The sequence below is a fragment of the Antarctobacter aquimaris genome, from assembly GCF_900184945.1.
Taxonomy (GTDB): Bacteria; Pseudomonadota; Alphaproteobacteria; order Rhodobacterales; family Rhodobacteraceae; genus Maliponia; species Maliponia aquimaris.
Genome location: NZ_FXYF01000001.1, coordinates 545,131 through 558,794 on the forward strand (window position 1 = coordinate 545,131; position 13,664 = coordinate 558,794).

A 13,664-nucleotide genomic window follows, 5' to 3' on the forward strand; every position below is an offset into this window, starting at 1 on the left:
GACGGCGCCTCCGTTCCGGTGACAGCGCGCTCCGAGGCCCAGCGGGGCACCGCGACCCGGACAGGATGGCGGCCGGGTGGTCCTGGGGTTTGCGGCGGATGATCGACGGCATCGGGTAACGCATGAAGAGAGACGCGCAAGAGCATGCGGGAGCAACCCGCCGCGGGCTTCTGAAGCTGGGTGTTCTGCTGGCATTGGTTTCGGGCAGCGCCGGGGTGTCCGCGTTGTTGCGGCGACGCAATGCGACCGCGCTGGACAGCTTTGAACCGGTGCCCGACGCGCCCGGATTTCTTCGCAGCGCTTCGGCGCAGGTGACGCGGGGCAATCCGGTCTTGCTGGGCCTTGAAACGGAACCCGGGCCAGGGCCGCTGTCGACCGGCCTTTGCGACGCGTTGTTCCGGGCCGACCGCCGACCGGACCAGACCGCGATCGCCTATTTCACGGATGCCCGCTGTGCGATCTGCCGGGTCATGAGCCCGCTGATGACCGAACTGGACGCAAGGCCCGACATCGCCATGCGATGGCACGAGTTGCCGCTGTTGGGTCCGATGTCCGAACAGGCGGCACGCGCCGCGCTCGCCGCTGGGCAGCAAGACGCTTATGCCTTCTTTCAGAAAAGACTGGCGGAAACGCCGGTTCTGGCCACGCCGGAATTCCTGCGGGACCTGTCGCGGCAGGCCGGGATCGACGCAGAACGCCTGTTGCAGGACATGCATGGCCCGGCCGTCGACCGCCAGCTGCGCGACACCGCTTCGCTGGCGCGGCGCTTTGGATTTCTGGGCACCCCGGCGCTTGTCGTCGGCAGCGTCGCCGTGCTTGGCCGTGTGGACCGGGCGGGCATGGATCGGCTGATCCAGCTTGCGCGATCCCGGCCCGCTGCGTGCTGATGCGAAGGCTGGCCTTCGCGGGAGTCCTGCGGCATTGTCCGCTCACCGCAGCACGAGGAAAGACGACATGACCTTTGGCAAGGGATGCCATCTGCACCTGATCGACGGATCGGCCTACATCTTTCGCGCCTTTCACGCGCTGCCGCCGCTGACGCGCAAGTCCGACGGGCTGCCCATCGGCGCGGTCAGCGGGTTCTGCAACATGCTGCAGCGCTATATCGACGGCAACAACGGGTCGAACGCACCGACCCACGTGGCGGTGATCTTCGACAAGGGCAGCCACACCTTTCGCAACGACCTTTACGACGCCTACAAGGCCAACCGCGAGGCCATGCCCGAGGACCTGCGCCCGCAGATCCCGCTGACCCGGCGCGCCACCGAGGCCTTCAACATCGCCTGCAAGGAGATCGAGGGGTTCGAGGCGGACGACATCATCGCCACGCTGGCCTGCCAGGCGCGCGAGGCCGGCGGGCGGGTGACGATCCTGTCCAGCGACAAGGACCTGATGCAGCTGGTCGGCGACGGGGTCGAGATGCTGGACCCGATGAAGAACAAGCGCATCGACCGCGACGGTGTCCTGGAGAAATTCGGCGTCCCGCCCGAACGGGTGGTCGATGTGCAGGCGCTGGCCGGCGACTCGGTCGACAACGTGCCGGGCGCGCCGGGCATCGGGCTGAAGACCGCCGCGCTGCTGATCAACGAGTTCGGCAGCCTCGAAGAGCTGCTGAACCGCGCCGAAGAGATCAAGCAGCCCAAACGCCGCGAGGTGCTGATCGAGAAACGCGACCAGATCGAGCTGTCCAAGAAGCTGGTGCAGCTGGATTGCGACATGGAGCTGCCCTTCTCGCTGGACGACCTTGAGGTGCGCGAACCCGATCCCGAGACCCTGCTGGGCTTTCTCAAGGAGATGGAGTTCCGCACCCTGACCAAGCGGATCGCCGACGGCCTGGGCGTCGAGGCACCGGCGATCCCCGACACCACGCCCGAGGGCGCGAACCCCAAGGAAGAGGACCCGGACTGGCCCGCCATCGACCCCGAGCGCTACGAGACGGTCGCCGACATGGCCGCGCTAGAACGCTGGATCGCGCGGGCGAACGAGCGCGGCACCGTCGCATTCGACACCGAGACGACGGGTCTGAACGAGATGACCTGCGATCTTGTCGGCATCTCGCTCTGCGTCGATCCGGGGCGGGCCTGCTACATCCCGCTGACCCACCGCAAGGAGGCCGGCGAGGGGCTGTTCGGCTCGGACGAGCTGGCCGAGGGGCAGATCCCGCTGCAACAGGCGCTGGACGCGCTGAAGCCGCTGCTGGAGGATCCGGCGGTGATGAAGATCGGCCAGAACATGAAGTACGATGCCAAGGTCATGGCGCGCTACGGCATCCACATCGCGCCGATCGACGACACCATGCTGATGTCCTACGCGATGAACGCCGGCCTGCACGGGCACGGCATGGACGCGCTGTCCGAGCGCTATCTCAGCCACACGCCGATCCCGATCAAGGAGCTGCTGGGCAGCGGCAAGGGCCAGATCACATTCGACCGGGTGCCCATCGACAAGGCGACGCGCTACGCCGCCGAGGATGCCGACGTCACCCTGCGGCTGGCCCGCGTGCTGAAACCGCAACTGCACCGCACCCGCGTCACCCGCGTCTACGAGGGGCTGGAACGGCCCATGGTGCCGGTGCTGGCCGAAATGGAAATGACCGGCATCCGCGTCGACCGCGAGGTACTGTCGCGGATGTCCAACGTCTTTGCCCAGAAGATGGCGCAGCTGGAGGAGGAAATCCACGAGCTGGCGGGCGAGAAATTCAACGTAGGCTCCCCAAAGCAGCTGGGCGAGATCCTGTTCGACAAGATGGGGATCGACGGCGGCAAGAAGGGCAAGACCGGCGCCTATGCCACCGGGGCCGACATCCTGGAGGACCTGGCGACCGAGCATGAACTGCCGCGCCGCGTGCTGGACTGGCGGCAGATCTCCAAGCTGAAATCGACCTACACGGATGCGCTCCAGGAGCACATCAACCCCGACACGGGGCGGGTGCACACCTCGTACTCCATCGCCGGGGCGAACACCGGGCGGCTGGCCTCGAACGATCCCAACCTGCAGAACATCCCGGTCCGGACCGAGGAGGGGCGGCGCATCCGCACCGCCTTTGTCGCGCCCGAGGGGCATGTGCTGGTCTCGCTCGACTACAGCCAGATCGAATTGCGCATCCTCGCCCACATCGCCGATATCCCGGCGCTGAAGCAGGCCTTTCGCGATGGCCACGACATCCACGCCATGACCGCGTCCGAGATGTTCAACGTGCCGCTGGACCAGATGACGCCGGACATCCGGCGGCAGGCCAAGGCGATCAACTTTGGCGTGATCTACGGCATCTCGGGCTTTGGCCTGGCGCGCAACCTGCGGATTCCGCGGGCCGAGGCGCAGGGTTTCATCGACCGCTATTTTGAGCGTTTCCCCGGAATCCGGGGCTACATGGATGCGACGGTGGAGTTCGCCAAGGAACACAAGCGGGTCGAGACGCTGTTCGGCCGGCAGATCCAGACGCCCGAGATCGCCGCCAGCGGGCCGCGCGCGGGCTTTGCGAAACGCGCGGCGATCAACGCTCCGATCCAGGGCACGGCGGCCGACATCATCCGCCGCGCCATGATCCGCATGCCCGAAGCGATCCAGGGCCTGCCCGCCAAGATGCTGTTGCAGGTGCACGACGAACTGCTGTTCGAGGTCGAGGAGGGCGCCGCCAAGGACCTGATCGGCGTGGCGCGGCAGGTCATGGAGAGCGCCTGCGCGCCGGTGCTGCAACTGGACGTGCCGCTGGTGGTGGATGCCGGGCAGGGGGCGAACTGGGCCGAGGCGCACTGAGGCCGGGCCGTCCGGGGAGGCGGCGTCATGCCGGGGGCGCTGCCCCCGTCTCCCTTCGGTCGACTCCCCCGGGATATTTTCAGCCAGAAGAAACCGGGGGTGCGGGGCGCGACGTCAGAGCAGCCCTTGCGCCTTGAACAGTTCGGGCAGGCTGGTTTCGGGGCGCGGGCCCATGTGGGTGATCACCTCGCGCGCGGCGCAGCTGCCCATGCGGGCGGATGTTTCCATGTCCGCGCCGGTGGCCAGACCGTAGAGGAATCCGGCGGCAAACTGGTCGCCCGCGCCGGTGGCATCGACCGGCACGATCTTGTCCACCGGCACGTCGATCCGCGTGCCCTCGTGCAGGACCGACACGCCGTCACCCGAGCGGGTGCAGACCACCAGCGGGCAGATCGCGCCCACCGCGCGCAGGTCGGCCTCGAGGTCGTCGTTCTGGTAGAGCGAGCGGATTTCGTCTTCGTTGCCGATCACGAAATCCATGTCGTGTTCGATCAGCTTGAGGAAATCGGCGCGGTGGCGTTCGACGCAGAACGGGTCGGAGATGGCGATGCCGGGCTTGCCGCCGGCCGCCTTGCAGGCGCGCGCGGCCTTGAGAAAGGCCTCTTTCCCCTTGTCCTTGTCGAACAGGTAGCCTTCGAGGAACAGGAAGTCGGCCTGGCCGGCGACGTCCTCGGACACGTCCTCGGGGCCCAGCTCGGCCGAGATGCCGAGGTAGGTGTTCATCGACCGTTCGCCATCGGGCGAGACAAAGATCATCGAACGCGAGGTCGGCAGGTCGCCGCCCGCCACCGGGGGATTGACGAAATCGGTGCCGTCCCCGGCCATCGACCCGGCGTAGAACCGCCCCAGCGCGTCGTCATGGACCCGCCCGATGAAGGCCGAGCGCAGCCCGAGGTTGCCGATCCCGGCCATGGTGTTGGCGACCGAGCCGCCGGGCGCCTCGATCCGGTCCCGCATCGCGCCGTACAGCGTTTCGGCGCGGGCGCGGTCGACCAGCTGCATGATGCCCTTCTGGATGCCCATGTGGTCAAGGAAGCTGTCCTCGGCGCGGGTCAGAACGTCGACGATGGCGTTGCCGATGCCGACAACCTGGTACTTTTTCATGATGTCTTTTCCTCGAACGGGCAAAGGTCGTTGATCAGGCAGGCCTTGCACTTGGGTTTGCGCGCCACGCAGATGTAGCGCCCGTGCAGGATCAGCCAGTGATGGGCGTGCTGCTGGAAATCGACCGGGATGTTGTCCTCGATCGCGCGTTCCACGGCGACCACGTCCTTGCCGGGGCAGATGCCGGTGCGGTTGCCGACGCGAAAGATATGCGTGTCCACCGCCTGCGCCGGGTAGTGCCACCACATGTTCAGCACCACGTTGGCGGTCTTGCGGCCCACGCCGGGCAGGCTTTCCAGCGCGGCGCGGCTGTTGGGCACCTCGCCGCCGTAGTCGTCCACCAGGATGCGCGACAACTTGATGACGTTCCTGGCCTTGTTGCGAAACAGGCCGATCGTCTTGATATGCTCGATCACGCCCTCTTCGCCCAGCGCCAGCATCTTGTCCGGCGTATCGGCGATCTCGAACAGCTTTTCGGTGGCCTTGTTCACCCCCGCGTCGGTCGCCTGCGCCGACAGCGCCACGGCCACCACCAGGGTATAGGCGTTGACGTGGTGCAATTCGCCCTTTGGCTCCGGCTCTGCCGCATGGAACCGGGTAAAGATCTCGCGGATCGTGTGATAATCGAGCTGCCTGGCCATGCGCTCCTATTGCCCGCTCCCTTGCGGGGCTGCAAGTCCGGCCTTGCGCTTCTTCTCTGTGAAAATATTCCCGGGGGAGTCGAGCGAAGCGAGACGGGGGCAGCGCCCCCACCCTGCGCCGCCGGTCGGCTCAATGCGCAAGGATCGGATCGCACCGCCGCCGCAGAGCGGGTAGACAGGCGGCAAGGAGGCCACGACCATGCCCAAAGACGACGATCAAAGCTATCACTACCATGTCATGCGCCGCGCCATCGACACGGTCGACCGGCTGGGGCCGCAGGCCACGCTGGAGCAGACCGCGCGCGAGATGGGCATGAGCCCGGCGCATTTCCAGCGCCTGTTCACGCAATGGGCCGGTGTCTCGCCCAAGCGTTACCAGCAATACCTGGCGCTGGGCCATGCCAAGGCGCTGCTGGCCGAGCGCTTTACCACGCTGGAAACGGCGCATGCCACCGGCCTGTCCGGCGGCGGGCGGCTGCATGACCTGTTCCTGCGCTGGGAGGCGATGAGCCCGGGCGACTATGCCCGCGCCGGTGACGGGCTGACGATCTATTGGGGCAAATTCGAAAGCCCGTTTGGCCCCGCGCTGGTCATGGGCACGGACAAGGGCATCTGCGGCATCGCCTTTTCCGCCGAAAGCACCGAAGAGGCGGCCATGCAGGACATGCTCGGGCGCTGGCCGCGCGCCGAGTTCATCGAGGATCCGATGCGGCTGCGGCCCTGGGTGCTGACCGCCTTCGGGGTGAAATCCGAAGGGCCGGTGCCGCTGTTCCTGATCGGCGCGCCGTTCCAGATCAAGGTCTGGGAGGCGCTGATGCAGATCCCCTCGGGGCATGTCACCACCTATTCCGAGATCGCCGACTGCATCGACCATCCCCGGGCCGTGCGCGCGGTGGGCACAGCGGTGGGGCGCAACCCGATCAGCTACCTGATCCCCTGCCACCGGGCGCTGCGCAAGTCGGGCGGGCTGGGCGGCTATCACTGGGGTCTGCCGGTGAAACGCGCGATCCTTGCCTGGGAGGCGGCGCGGCTCGAGGCTTGAAGGGTCAACACCCTGTAAACACGCCATGTTTCGCACGCGAAACACCTGGGCGGCGGGGCCGATGCGCGGAGCTTTGCCGATTTGCCCCATGACAAGGCTGGGGTTTGCCGCCATGTTATTGCATATCAGCAGCAATTGACCCCACGAATGGGGGCAAATCCCAGAAAGAGGCACATCATGATCCGTGCGAAATCCCCGATTCTCCTGTTCTCCGTCCTGGCCATCGGCCTTGCCGGCTGTACCCTTCCGCCCGACGATCCCAATGCCAAGGCCAAGCAGGGCGCGCTGATCGGCGCCGGTGTCGGCGCCGTGGCTGGCCGGCTGGCCGGCGGCAGTGACGTGGGCGAGCGCAACCGCGCCACCCTGGCAGGTGCTCTGGTCGGCGCCGCCGCCGGTGCCGCCATCGGCAACCAACTGGACAAGCAGGAAGCCGAACTGCGCCAGCAACTGGGCGACGACGTCACCATCCGCAACACCGGCGACCGGCTGATCGTCACCATGCCGCAGGACATCCTGTTCGCCAAGGACAGCGCCGACCTGCGCCCGACCCTGGTGTCGGACCTGCGCGACGTCGGCCAGTCGCTGCTGGCCTACCCGAACACCACCGTGCAGGTGATCGGCCACACCGACAGCGACGGCGAAGCCGCCTACAACCTGAACCTCTCGCAGCGCCGGGCGCAGTCCGTGGCCAACGTGCTCTACAGCGAAGGCGTGCCGCGCGGCCGCGTCGCGGTCATCGGCCGGGGCGAGGATCAGCCGATCGCGTCCAACCTGACCTTCGAGGGCAAGGCGCAGAACCGCCGGGTCGAGATCATCATCCTGCCCAACCGCTGACCGCTTGCGGGGCCTCGTGCCCCGTTCGGGACGAAACGAAGAGCGCCGCGCCTTGCCGCGGCGCTCTTGCGTTGTAGGTCTGGGGTAACGGAACAGGAGACGGATATGAGCGACATGACCCTTGTCGGCCTCTGCGGCGCGCTGCGCCGCGAGTCGAGCAACCGCAAGCTGATGCAGGAGGCCGCGCGCCTCTTTGCCCCCGCCAGCTTTCACGAGATCGACCTGCGCTTTCCGCTGTTCGACGCCGACCTGCAAGAGGCCGAGGGCATCCCCGACATGGTCCGCGACGCCGCGGCCCGGATCAAGGCGGCAGATGCGGTGATCGTCAGCACCCCGGAATACAACAAGGGGATCACCGGCGTGCTGAAGAACGCGCTGGACTGGATCAGCCGGGTCGAAGGCCAGCCCTGGCGCGACAAGCCGGTGGCGCTGCTGTCCGCCTCGACCGGCCGCGCTGGCGGAGAACGCGCGCACAGCATGGCGCGGCTCTGCCTCAACCCGTTCCGCCCGCGCCTGCTGGCCGGGCCGGAGGTGATGCTGGCGCAAAGCCGCAGCCAGTTCGACGAAAACGGCCACCTGACCGATGAGCGCGCCGCCGGCTTTCTGCAAGAGCTGATGGACGAGCTGAAACGCGACGTGCTGCGGATGCGGGGCTGAGCACCGCACCCCTGGTTTCTTCTCTGTGAAAATACCCCTCTAGAGCCGGTTCGAGACCTCGATGAGGCTGCCGTCCGGGTCGCGCAGGTAGAGCGACAGGATCGGTCCGCTGGCCCCGGTGCGCCGGACCGGCCCGTCCTCGATGTCGACCCCGAGTGAGGCCAGGTGCGCCTGCCACTCGGCCAGGGGCGTTTCGCTGAGAAAACACAGGTCGGCCGAGCCGGGCAGGGGCTGGCGCGCCTTGGGTTCGAACTCGTGCCCTGCCAGGTGCAGGTTGATCTTCTGCGCGCCAAAGGACAGCGCCCAGCGCGGCGCGCCGCCTGCCGGGGTGAATTGGTTCGCCGTCATGCCCAGCGCGGCCTGGTAAAAGGCGCAGGTCGCGGCGATGTCGGCCACGGTCAGGACAAGATGGTCGAGCGACTGGACGGCAGGCGGCATGGCTGGAATAACCCCGGACAATTCAGGAGGGAGAGTCGGATGCAGGGTGTCAAGCGGGCGGAGCGGCGTCAAACCGATGTGATGGACCCGGACCGCGCCGCCGCGCTGGCCGCGGCGCTGGACCTGCCGGGCGGCATCGACATCGGCGATCCGCTGCCGCCGTTCTTTCATCAGATCTATTTCTGGGAGGCCCGGCCGCCGCACCACCTGGGCCGGGACGGGCACCCCAGGGTGGGGACCGGGCTGATCCCCGACCTGGGCCTGCCGCGGCGGATGTGGGCGGGCGGTGCGTTGCAGTTCCACGCGCCCTTGCGCGCGGGCTACATGGCGGAACGGCATTCCCGGGTTGCCGACACGCAGAAAAAGACCGGCCGCACCGGGCCGCTGGGCTTTGTCACGCTGGCGCACGAGATCTGGCAGGGCGGGCAGCTCTGCGTGACCGAACGGCAGGACCTGGTCTACCGCGAGGACCCGGACCCGGCAGCCCCGCGCCCCGTCCCGCCGACCGCACCGACCGACGAAGAGACGCGGCGCGACTGGGCGTTTTCGCCGACGCTGCTGTTCCGCTATTCGGCGCTGACCTTCAACGGCCACCGCATCCATTACGACATCGGCTATGCCAGGACGGTCGAAGGCTACGCCGGGCTGGTGGTGCATGGTCCGCTGCTGGCGCAGGGGCTGCTATTGATGGCGTCCGAACAGGCGCCGGTACGCGGGTTCCGGTTTCGCGCCACCGCGCCGCTGATGCATGACGAGGTGGCCACGCTGTGCCGCAAGGGGCCCAAGATGTGGGTGCGGGGGCCGGACGGCCGCCAGTGCATGACGGCGACGGTCGAGGTCTGAGCGACCCCGCCCGGGCGCGTCAGCAGCCGGTGCCGCGCAGCACCACGCGCACCGTCCTGGCCATGACCCGCAGGTCGTTCAGCAGCGACAGCTGGTGGAGATAGGCGGTGTCAAAGCCGGCGCGCTCGGCAAAGGAGGACTCGTTGCGCACCGACACCTGCCAGTAGCCGGTGATCCCGGGCCGCAGCGCGTAATAGGCGGTGCCGGGATACAGGTCCTGCTGGCAGGGCATCATCGGGCGCGGACCGACCAGCGACATGTCCCCGCGCAGCACGTTCCACAGCTGCGGCAGTTCGTCGATCGAGGTCTTGCGGATCAGCCGCCCCACGGCGGTGATGCGGGGGTCGTGGCGCAGTTTCTGCGTCAGGTCCCATTCGGCCCGGGCATCCGGGTTCTGCGCCAGGTAGGCGTGCAGGCGGCTGTCCGCATCGGGCACCATGCTGCGCAGCTTCCAGATGTAGAACATCCGGCCGTTCCGCCCCAGGCGCTTCTGGAAATAGAACGGCGAGTGGCCGTCCAGCGCGATCAGCAGCGCAAAGAAGCCGACGATGAGCAGGGCCGGAAGCCCGCCCAGAACCACCAGGACAACATCGAGAACGCGCTTGAAGACATCGCGATAGAGGGTCGGTCTGGCCTGCGGGCCAAGCGCCTCGTCGATCAGGGTTTCGATCCTCGCCGTAGGCAGCGGCCGGCGCAAATGCAGTGTCAAGATGACCTCCTAACAGTCATTCGTTGACGAGAGCGTGGTTAACTACGTTCCATTCCAGAGGCTCGTGACAAAGCTCCGCCCCGGCGCGGAATAGCGCGCCAATCGAAGCCCGCCCGTGGGCCAAGCCGAAATGTGCATGTTTTTTCTGCGCGCAGACCGCAGCGAACGTACCAAGCAACTCCCGAGTGGAAGCACCAACCCCCCAGTGCCGGTTAAAGGCAAATACGACGAAACTTTGTTGCACTTGCTCGACCCGGTGTTTATCGCGCAGCGACGCAGGGCACGTCAATGTCCTGTTCTTGCTGCAACCTTTGGCTGAAACCTGTGCCTGGCCGATCCGGGTGCCCAGGTGGCCCGGCCCAGGCTGCGCGCCGCGGACGACGCCCGGCCATCGAGGCTGCCGCCTGACGGCCCCGGGGCTGCGACCGGATGGGCGGGCCCGGAATGCGGCCCCGATTGCCGCACCGGATTGGAAACAAATCCTCGGCCAATTGGCGGGCATTGTCCGGAAATCGGAAACAGTATCGGAAAAAGATCGGGACAGGTCTTTCCGCGAACCGGATTGACCCGTGGGCTGCCTTGGAAACGCGCGATTCGTTAATTTCTGTCGGAAACAATGATATCCGGGGGTGTGCGCCTGTCGCGGTTGCTCCCACGGCCGGGCGCCGCCGATCCCCGGCGGAAGTGTACGTAACGTCAAGACGTTCGGTCGTCAGGGTCCCGGACAATCAGGAGGGGAGTCCGGGTCCTCACGAATTGTTTCAGAGTTTAGGAAAACGCGAGGTGCTTGCCGAATTTCGGCCCGAATCGGGACAAATCTACGCCATCGAATCGACGCCTGTCGCCGCAATCCTGCCCGATTTTCGCCGCAACTCGGCGAAATATGGCGCGCCGCCCCGCCGGGGCGGAGTTGAAAGCGGTTGGCCCGGCGGATATGTCCAACCGATCCGACCGCATGACCACGACCGCAACAAAGAGGCCGCCCGTGACCAATCATCTCTACAAGAGAGACCTGCCCGACGGGCTGAACCTGGGTCCCGTCGTCGCCATCGACTGCGAGACCATGGGCCTGAACCCGCACCGCGACCGGCTGTGCGTGGTGCAGCTGTCCGGCGGCGATGGCAACGCGCACCTGGTGCAGATCGCCAAGGGCCAGATCTCGGCGCCCAACCTCGAGCGGCTGCTGACCGACCCGGAGGTGCTCAAGCTGTTCCACTTCGGGCGCTTCGACATCGCCGCCATGTACCACGCCTTTGGCGCGCTGGCTGCGCCGGTCTACTGCACCAAGATCGCCAGCCGCCTGGTGCGCACCTTCACCGACCGGCACGGGCTCAAGGTGCTGACGCAGGAACTGCTGGGTGTCGACATTTCCAAGCAGCAGCAGTCCAGCGACTGGGGCGCGACCGCGCTGACCGACGCGCAGCTAGACTATGCCGCCTCGGACGTGCTGCACCTGCACCGCCTGCGCGACGCGCTGAACGCCATGCTGGTGCGCGAAGGCCGGATGGAGATCGCGCAGAGCTGTTTCGACTTTCTGCCGGTGCGGGCGATGCTGGACCTGCAAGGCTGGCCCGAGACGGACATCTTTGCCCATGCCTGAGCACGGTTGAGCCATGGCGCGCGCGGGCGGGTTGTATTCACGGGTGATCGCCTGGCTGAAGATCCTTCTGCCGCTGGCCGCGCTGGCCCTGTTGTCGACCATGTTCCTGCTGTCGCGCCCGCGCGAGCCGTTGCAGAACGCGCCCTTTGCCGATGCGCTGAGCTCGGGCGCGGCCGACCAGAAGGTGACGGCGCCCTACTATGCCGGCACGACCGAGCGGGGCGACATGCTGACCATGACCGCCCGCACCGCCCGTCCGCAGGAGGGCGGCAGCATCGTCGCCGACAGGCTGGAGGCGCGGATGCGCCTGTCCGACGGCAGCGAGATCCGGCTGGACGCGACCGAAGCGCTGCTGCGCGACCGCGAGCACAAGGCGCTGCTGTCCGGCGGGGTGCGGATCGAAAGCTCGCAAGGCTATGTGCTGACCACCGAGGGGCTGGTGTCGCACCTCGACAAGGTCGCGGCCGAAAGCACGGGGCCGGTGCAGGGGGTGGGGCCCATGGGCCATTTCGAGGCCGGGCACCTGAAGATCCTGCCCGCCGAGGCGGACGGCGAGGTGCAATTGCTGTTTTCCGGCGGCGTAAAGCTGGTATATCAACCGCCAGACAACGAAAGCACGTCCGAATGATCCGCCTTTTGACCTTTCTCACCCTGCTTGCCCTGATGCCGCTTGCCGCGGCGGCGCAGCAGGGCGCGCAGGTGGCCTTTGGCGGGATGCAGCAGGACACGCGCGCGCCGGTCGAGGTGACCGCCGACGCGCTGTCGGTCAACCAGTCGGACGGCACCGCGCTCTACACCGGCAACGTGGTGATCGCGCAGGGGCAGATGCGGCTGGCCGCGCCCCGCGTGCTGGTGGTCTACGCCAAGGACGTCGGCCGCATCAAGCGGCTGGAGGCCACCGGCGGCGTCACCCTGGTCAGCGGCACCGAGGCGGCCGAGGCCGAGCGCGCCGACTATGACATCGAGGGCGGGCAGGTGATCATGTCCGGCAACGTGCTGTTGACCCAGGGGCCCAGCGCGCTGACGGCGGAACGCATGGTGGTCAACCTGCGCGACGGCACGGCGCAGATGTCGGGCCGGGTGCGCACCGTGTTGCAGCAGGCCGACAGCCCCGCGCCGCAAGGCCAGCCGTGATGGACCGCCCGCAGCTGACCGTGACCGAAGGCGACAGCGGCTTGCTGGTCAACCACCTGCGCAAGAGCTATCGCAAGCGGGTGGTCATCCGCGACGTCACCTTGCGGCTGGACCGCGGCGAGGTGGTGGCGCTGCTGGGGCCCAACGGGTCGGGCAAGACGACCTCGTTCTATGCCATCGCCGGGCTGGTGAACCCGGAGGGCGGGCAGGTGCTGATCGACGGGGTCGATGCCACCTACCTGCCGATGTACCGCCGTGCGCGGCTGGGCATCGGCTACCTGCCGCAGGAAATGTCGATCTTTCGCGGCCTCAGCGTCGAGGACAACATCGGCGCGGTGCTGGACATCGCCGAAAAGAACATCCACCGCCGCCGCGAGCGGCTGGAGGAACTGCTGGGCGAGTTTTCCATCGAACACCTGCGCCGCGCCCCCGCGCTGGCGCTGTCCGGCGGCGAACGGCGGCGGGTCGAGATCGCGCGCTGCCTGGCCGCCGACCCCAAGTATCTGCTGCTGGACGAACCCTTTGCCGGGGTCGACCCGATCAGCGTGGGCGACATCCGGCACCTGGTGGCGGATCTCAAGACGCGCGGCATCGGCGTGCTGATCACCGACCACAACGTGCGCGAAACGCTGGAGATCGTCGACCGCGCCTACATCCTGCACGACGGCCGCGTGCTGATGTCCGGCACACCGCAGGAAGTGGTGCAGAACGAAAACGTCAGACGTGTCTATCTGGGCGAGAACTTTCGCTTTGGTTGAGTGTGACGTGCGCGCGATACTGACAGTTTGTCGCGTACGCGGTTGTGATCGCCGTCCGGTTTCCATTGACAGAACCGGGGGTTTCCAACTCAAATGAACTCATGGTGCTCTGTATCGCGGCATGGCAACTGGACGGGATCCTCGGTTT

14 protein-coding genes are annotated in these 13,664 nt (G+C 67.1%); 10 read left to right on the forward strand and 4 right to left on the reverse strand.

Annotation, left to right across the window (positions count from 1 at the left end; all coding sequences use genetic code 11):
• Nucleotides 1–122 precede the first annotated feature (122 nt).
• The gene (locus MAA8898_RS02495) at nucleotides 123–887 is read left to right on the forward strand and encodes a DsbA family protein (protein ID WP_094019370.1); all 765 of its coding nucleotides are present in this window, start codon (nucleotides 123–125) and stop codon (nucleotides 885–887) included.
• Between the two features lie 67 nt (nucleotides 888–954).
• The gene (gene polA / locus MAA8898_RS02500) at nucleotides 955–3,756 is read left to right on the forward strand and encodes a DNA polymerase I (RefSeq protein WP_094019371.1); all 2,802 of its coding nucleotides are present in this window, start codon (nucleotides 955–957) and stop codon (nucleotides 3,754–3,756) included.
• Nucleotides 3,757–3,870: 114 nt separating this feature from the next.
• Here the strand turns inward: polA and MAA8898_RS02505 are convergent, their stop codons facing one another.
• Nucleotides 3,871–4,860 carry an adenosine kinase gene (locus MAA8898_RS02505; RefSeq protein WP_094019372.1) on the reverse strand — a complete coding sequence of 330 codons (990 nt, stop codon included), beginning with the start codon at nucleotides 4,858–4,860 and terminating at the stop codon, nucleotides 3,871–3,873.
• Entirely contained in the window at nucleotides 4,857–5,501 is a 645-nt protein-coding gene (nth, locus tag MAA8898_RS02510) for an endonuclease III (RefSeq protein ID WP_094019373.1), read from the reverse strand. Before nth ends, MAA8898_RS02505 begins: the two co-directional genes overlap by 4 nt.
• Before the next feature lie 199 nt (nucleotides 5,502–5,700).
• Here nth and MAA8898_RS02515 point away from each other — a divergent pair, with 199 nt between their 5' ends.
• The 3 genes from MAA8898_RS02515 (at nucleotide 5,701) to MAA8898_RS02525 (ending at nucleotide 8,034) form a co-directional block, all read left to right on the forward strand.
• The gene (locus tag MAA8898_RS02515) at nucleotides 5,701–6,543 is read left to right on the forward strand and encodes a methylated-DNA--[protein]-cysteine S-methyltransferase (protein ID WP_094019374.1); all 843 of its coding nucleotides are present in this window, start codon (nucleotides 5,701–5,703) and stop codon (nucleotides 6,541–6,543) included.
• 177 nt (nucleotides 6,544–6,720) lie between these two features.
• Nucleotides 6,721–7,377 carry a YiaD family glycine zipper/OmpA-like lipoprotein gene (locus MAA8898_RS02520; protein WP_094019375.1) on the forward strand — a complete coding sequence of 219 codons (657 nt, stop codon included), beginning with the start codon at nucleotides 6,721–6,723 and terminating at the stop codon, nucleotides 7,375–7,377.
• Between the two features lie 105 nt (nucleotides 7,378–7,482).
• Nucleotides 7,483–8,034 (forward strand): NADPH-dependent FMN reductase, encoded by a 552-nt coding sequence (locus tag MAA8898_RS02525; RefSeq protein WP_094019376.1) that lies wholly within the window; start codon nucleotides 7,483–7,485, stop codon nucleotides 8,032–8,034.
• A 39-nt stretch (nucleotides 8,035–8,073) separates the two neighbouring features.
• Here the strand turns inward: MAA8898_RS02525 and MAA8898_RS02530 are convergent, their stop codons facing one another.
• On the reverse strand, nucleotides 8,074–8,472 hold the full coding sequence (locus MAA8898_RS02530; protein ID WP_094019377.1) for a VOC family protein: 399 nt from the start codon (nucleotides 8,470–8,472) through the stop codon (nucleotides 8,074–8,076).
• Between the two features lie 39 nt (nucleotides 8,473–8,511).
• Here MAA8898_RS02530 and MAA8898_RS02535 point away from each other — a divergent pair, with 39 nt between their 5' ends.
• Nucleotides 8,512–9,315, forward strand: coding sequence for an HTD2 family dehydratase (locus tag MAA8898_RS02535; RefSeq protein WP_094019378.1), 804 nt, complete (start codon nucleotides 8,512–8,514; stop codon nucleotides 9,313–9,315).
• A 19-nt stretch (nucleotides 9,316–9,334) separates the two neighbouring features.
• Here the strand turns inward: MAA8898_RS02535 and MAA8898_RS02540 are convergent, their stop codons facing one another.
• Nucleotides 9,335–10,024 carry a sugar transferase gene (locus MAA8898_RS02540; protein WP_094019379.1) on the reverse strand — a complete coding sequence of 230 codons (690 nt, stop codon included), beginning with the start codon at nucleotides 10,022–10,024 and terminating at the stop codon, nucleotides 9,335–9,337.
• 985 nt (nucleotides 10,025–11,009) lie between these two features.
• Between MAA8898_RS02540 and MAA8898_RS02545 the strand changes: the two genes are divergently transcribed.
• From MAA8898_RS02545 to lptB, 4 genes are read left to right on the forward strand one after another with little or no spacing between them, the layout of a single operon-like run.
• Complete coding sequence (locus MAA8898_RS02545) at nucleotides 11,010–11,624, forward strand: ribonuclease D (protein ID WP_094019380.1); 615 nt, start codon at nucleotides 11,010–11,012, stop codon at nucleotides 11,622–11,624.
• Nucleotides 11,625–11,637: 13 nt separating this feature from the next.
• Nucleotides 11,638–12,252, forward strand: coding sequence for a hypothetical protein (locus MAA8898_RS02550; protein ID WP_094019381.1), 615 nt, complete (start codon nucleotides 11,638–11,640; stop codon nucleotides 12,250–12,252).
• Nucleotides 12,249–12,758, forward strand: a complete 510-nt coding sequence (locus tag MAA8898_RS02555; RefSeq protein ID WP_094019382.1) for an LptA/OstA family protein — start codon at nucleotides 12,249–12,251, stop codon at nucleotides 12,756–12,758. Before MAA8898_RS02550 ends, MAA8898_RS02555 begins: the two co-directional genes overlap by 4 nt.
• A complete protein-coding gene (lptB, locus tag MAA8898_RS02560; RefSeq protein ID WP_094019383.1) occupies nucleotides 12,758–13,516 on the forward strand; it encodes an LPS export ABC transporter ATP-binding protein in 759 nt (252 codons plus the stop codon). Before MAA8898_RS02555 ends, lptB begins: the two co-directional genes overlap by 1 nt.
• Nucleotides 13,517–13,664 lie beyond the last annotated feature (148 nt).

Bases quoted from the DNA above. Each gene is read 5' to 3' on its own strand.
- MAA8898_RS02520 (WP_094019375.1), top strand. From the start codon at position 6,721: ATGATCCGTGCGAAATCCCCGATTCTCCTGTTCTCCGTCCTGGCCATC.
- MAA8898_RS02555 (WP_094019382.1), top strand. From the start codon at position 12,249: ATGATCCGCCTTTTGACCTTTCTCACCCTGCTTGCCCTGATGCCGCTT.
- MAA8898_RS02535 (WP_094019378.1), top strand. From the start codon at position 8,512: ATGCAGGGTGTCAAGCGGGCGGAGCGGCGTCAAACCGATGTGATGGAC.
- MAA8898_RS02515 (WP_094019374.1), top strand. From the start codon at position 5,701: ATGCCCAAAGACGACGATCAAAGCTATCACTACCATGTCATGCGCCGC.
- nth (WP_094019373.1), bottom strand. From the start codon at position 5,501: ATGGCCAGGCAGCTCGATTATCACACGATCCGCGAGATCTTTACCCGG.
- MAA8898_RS02550 (WP_094019381.1), top strand. From the start codon at position 11,638: ATGGCGCGCGCGGGCGGGTTGTATTCACGGGTGATCGCCTGGCTGAAG.
- MAA8898_RS02495 (WP_094019370.1), top strand. From the start codon at position 123: ATGAAGAGAGACGCGCAAGAGCATGCGGGAGCAACCCGCCGCGGGCTT.
- lptB (WP_094019383.1), top strand. From the start codon at position 12,758: ATGGACCGCCCGCAGCTGACCGTGACCGAAGGCGACAGCGGCTTGCTG.
- MAA8898_RS02525 (WP_094019376.1), top strand. From the start codon at position 7,483: ATGAGCGACATGACCCTTGTCGGCCTCTGCGGCGCGCTGCGCCGCGAG.
- MAA8898_RS02530 (WP_094019377.1), bottom strand. From the start codon at position 8,472: ATGCCGCCTGCCGTCCAGTCGCTCGACCATCTTGTCCTGACCGTGGCC.
- polA (WP_094019371.1), top strand. From the start codon at position 955: ATGACCTTTGGCAAGGGATGCCATCTGCACCTGATCGACGGATCGGCC.
- MAA8898_RS02505 (WP_094019372.1), bottom strand. From the start codon at position 4,860: ATGAAAAAGTACCAGGTTGTCGGCATCGGCAACGCCATCGTCGACGTT.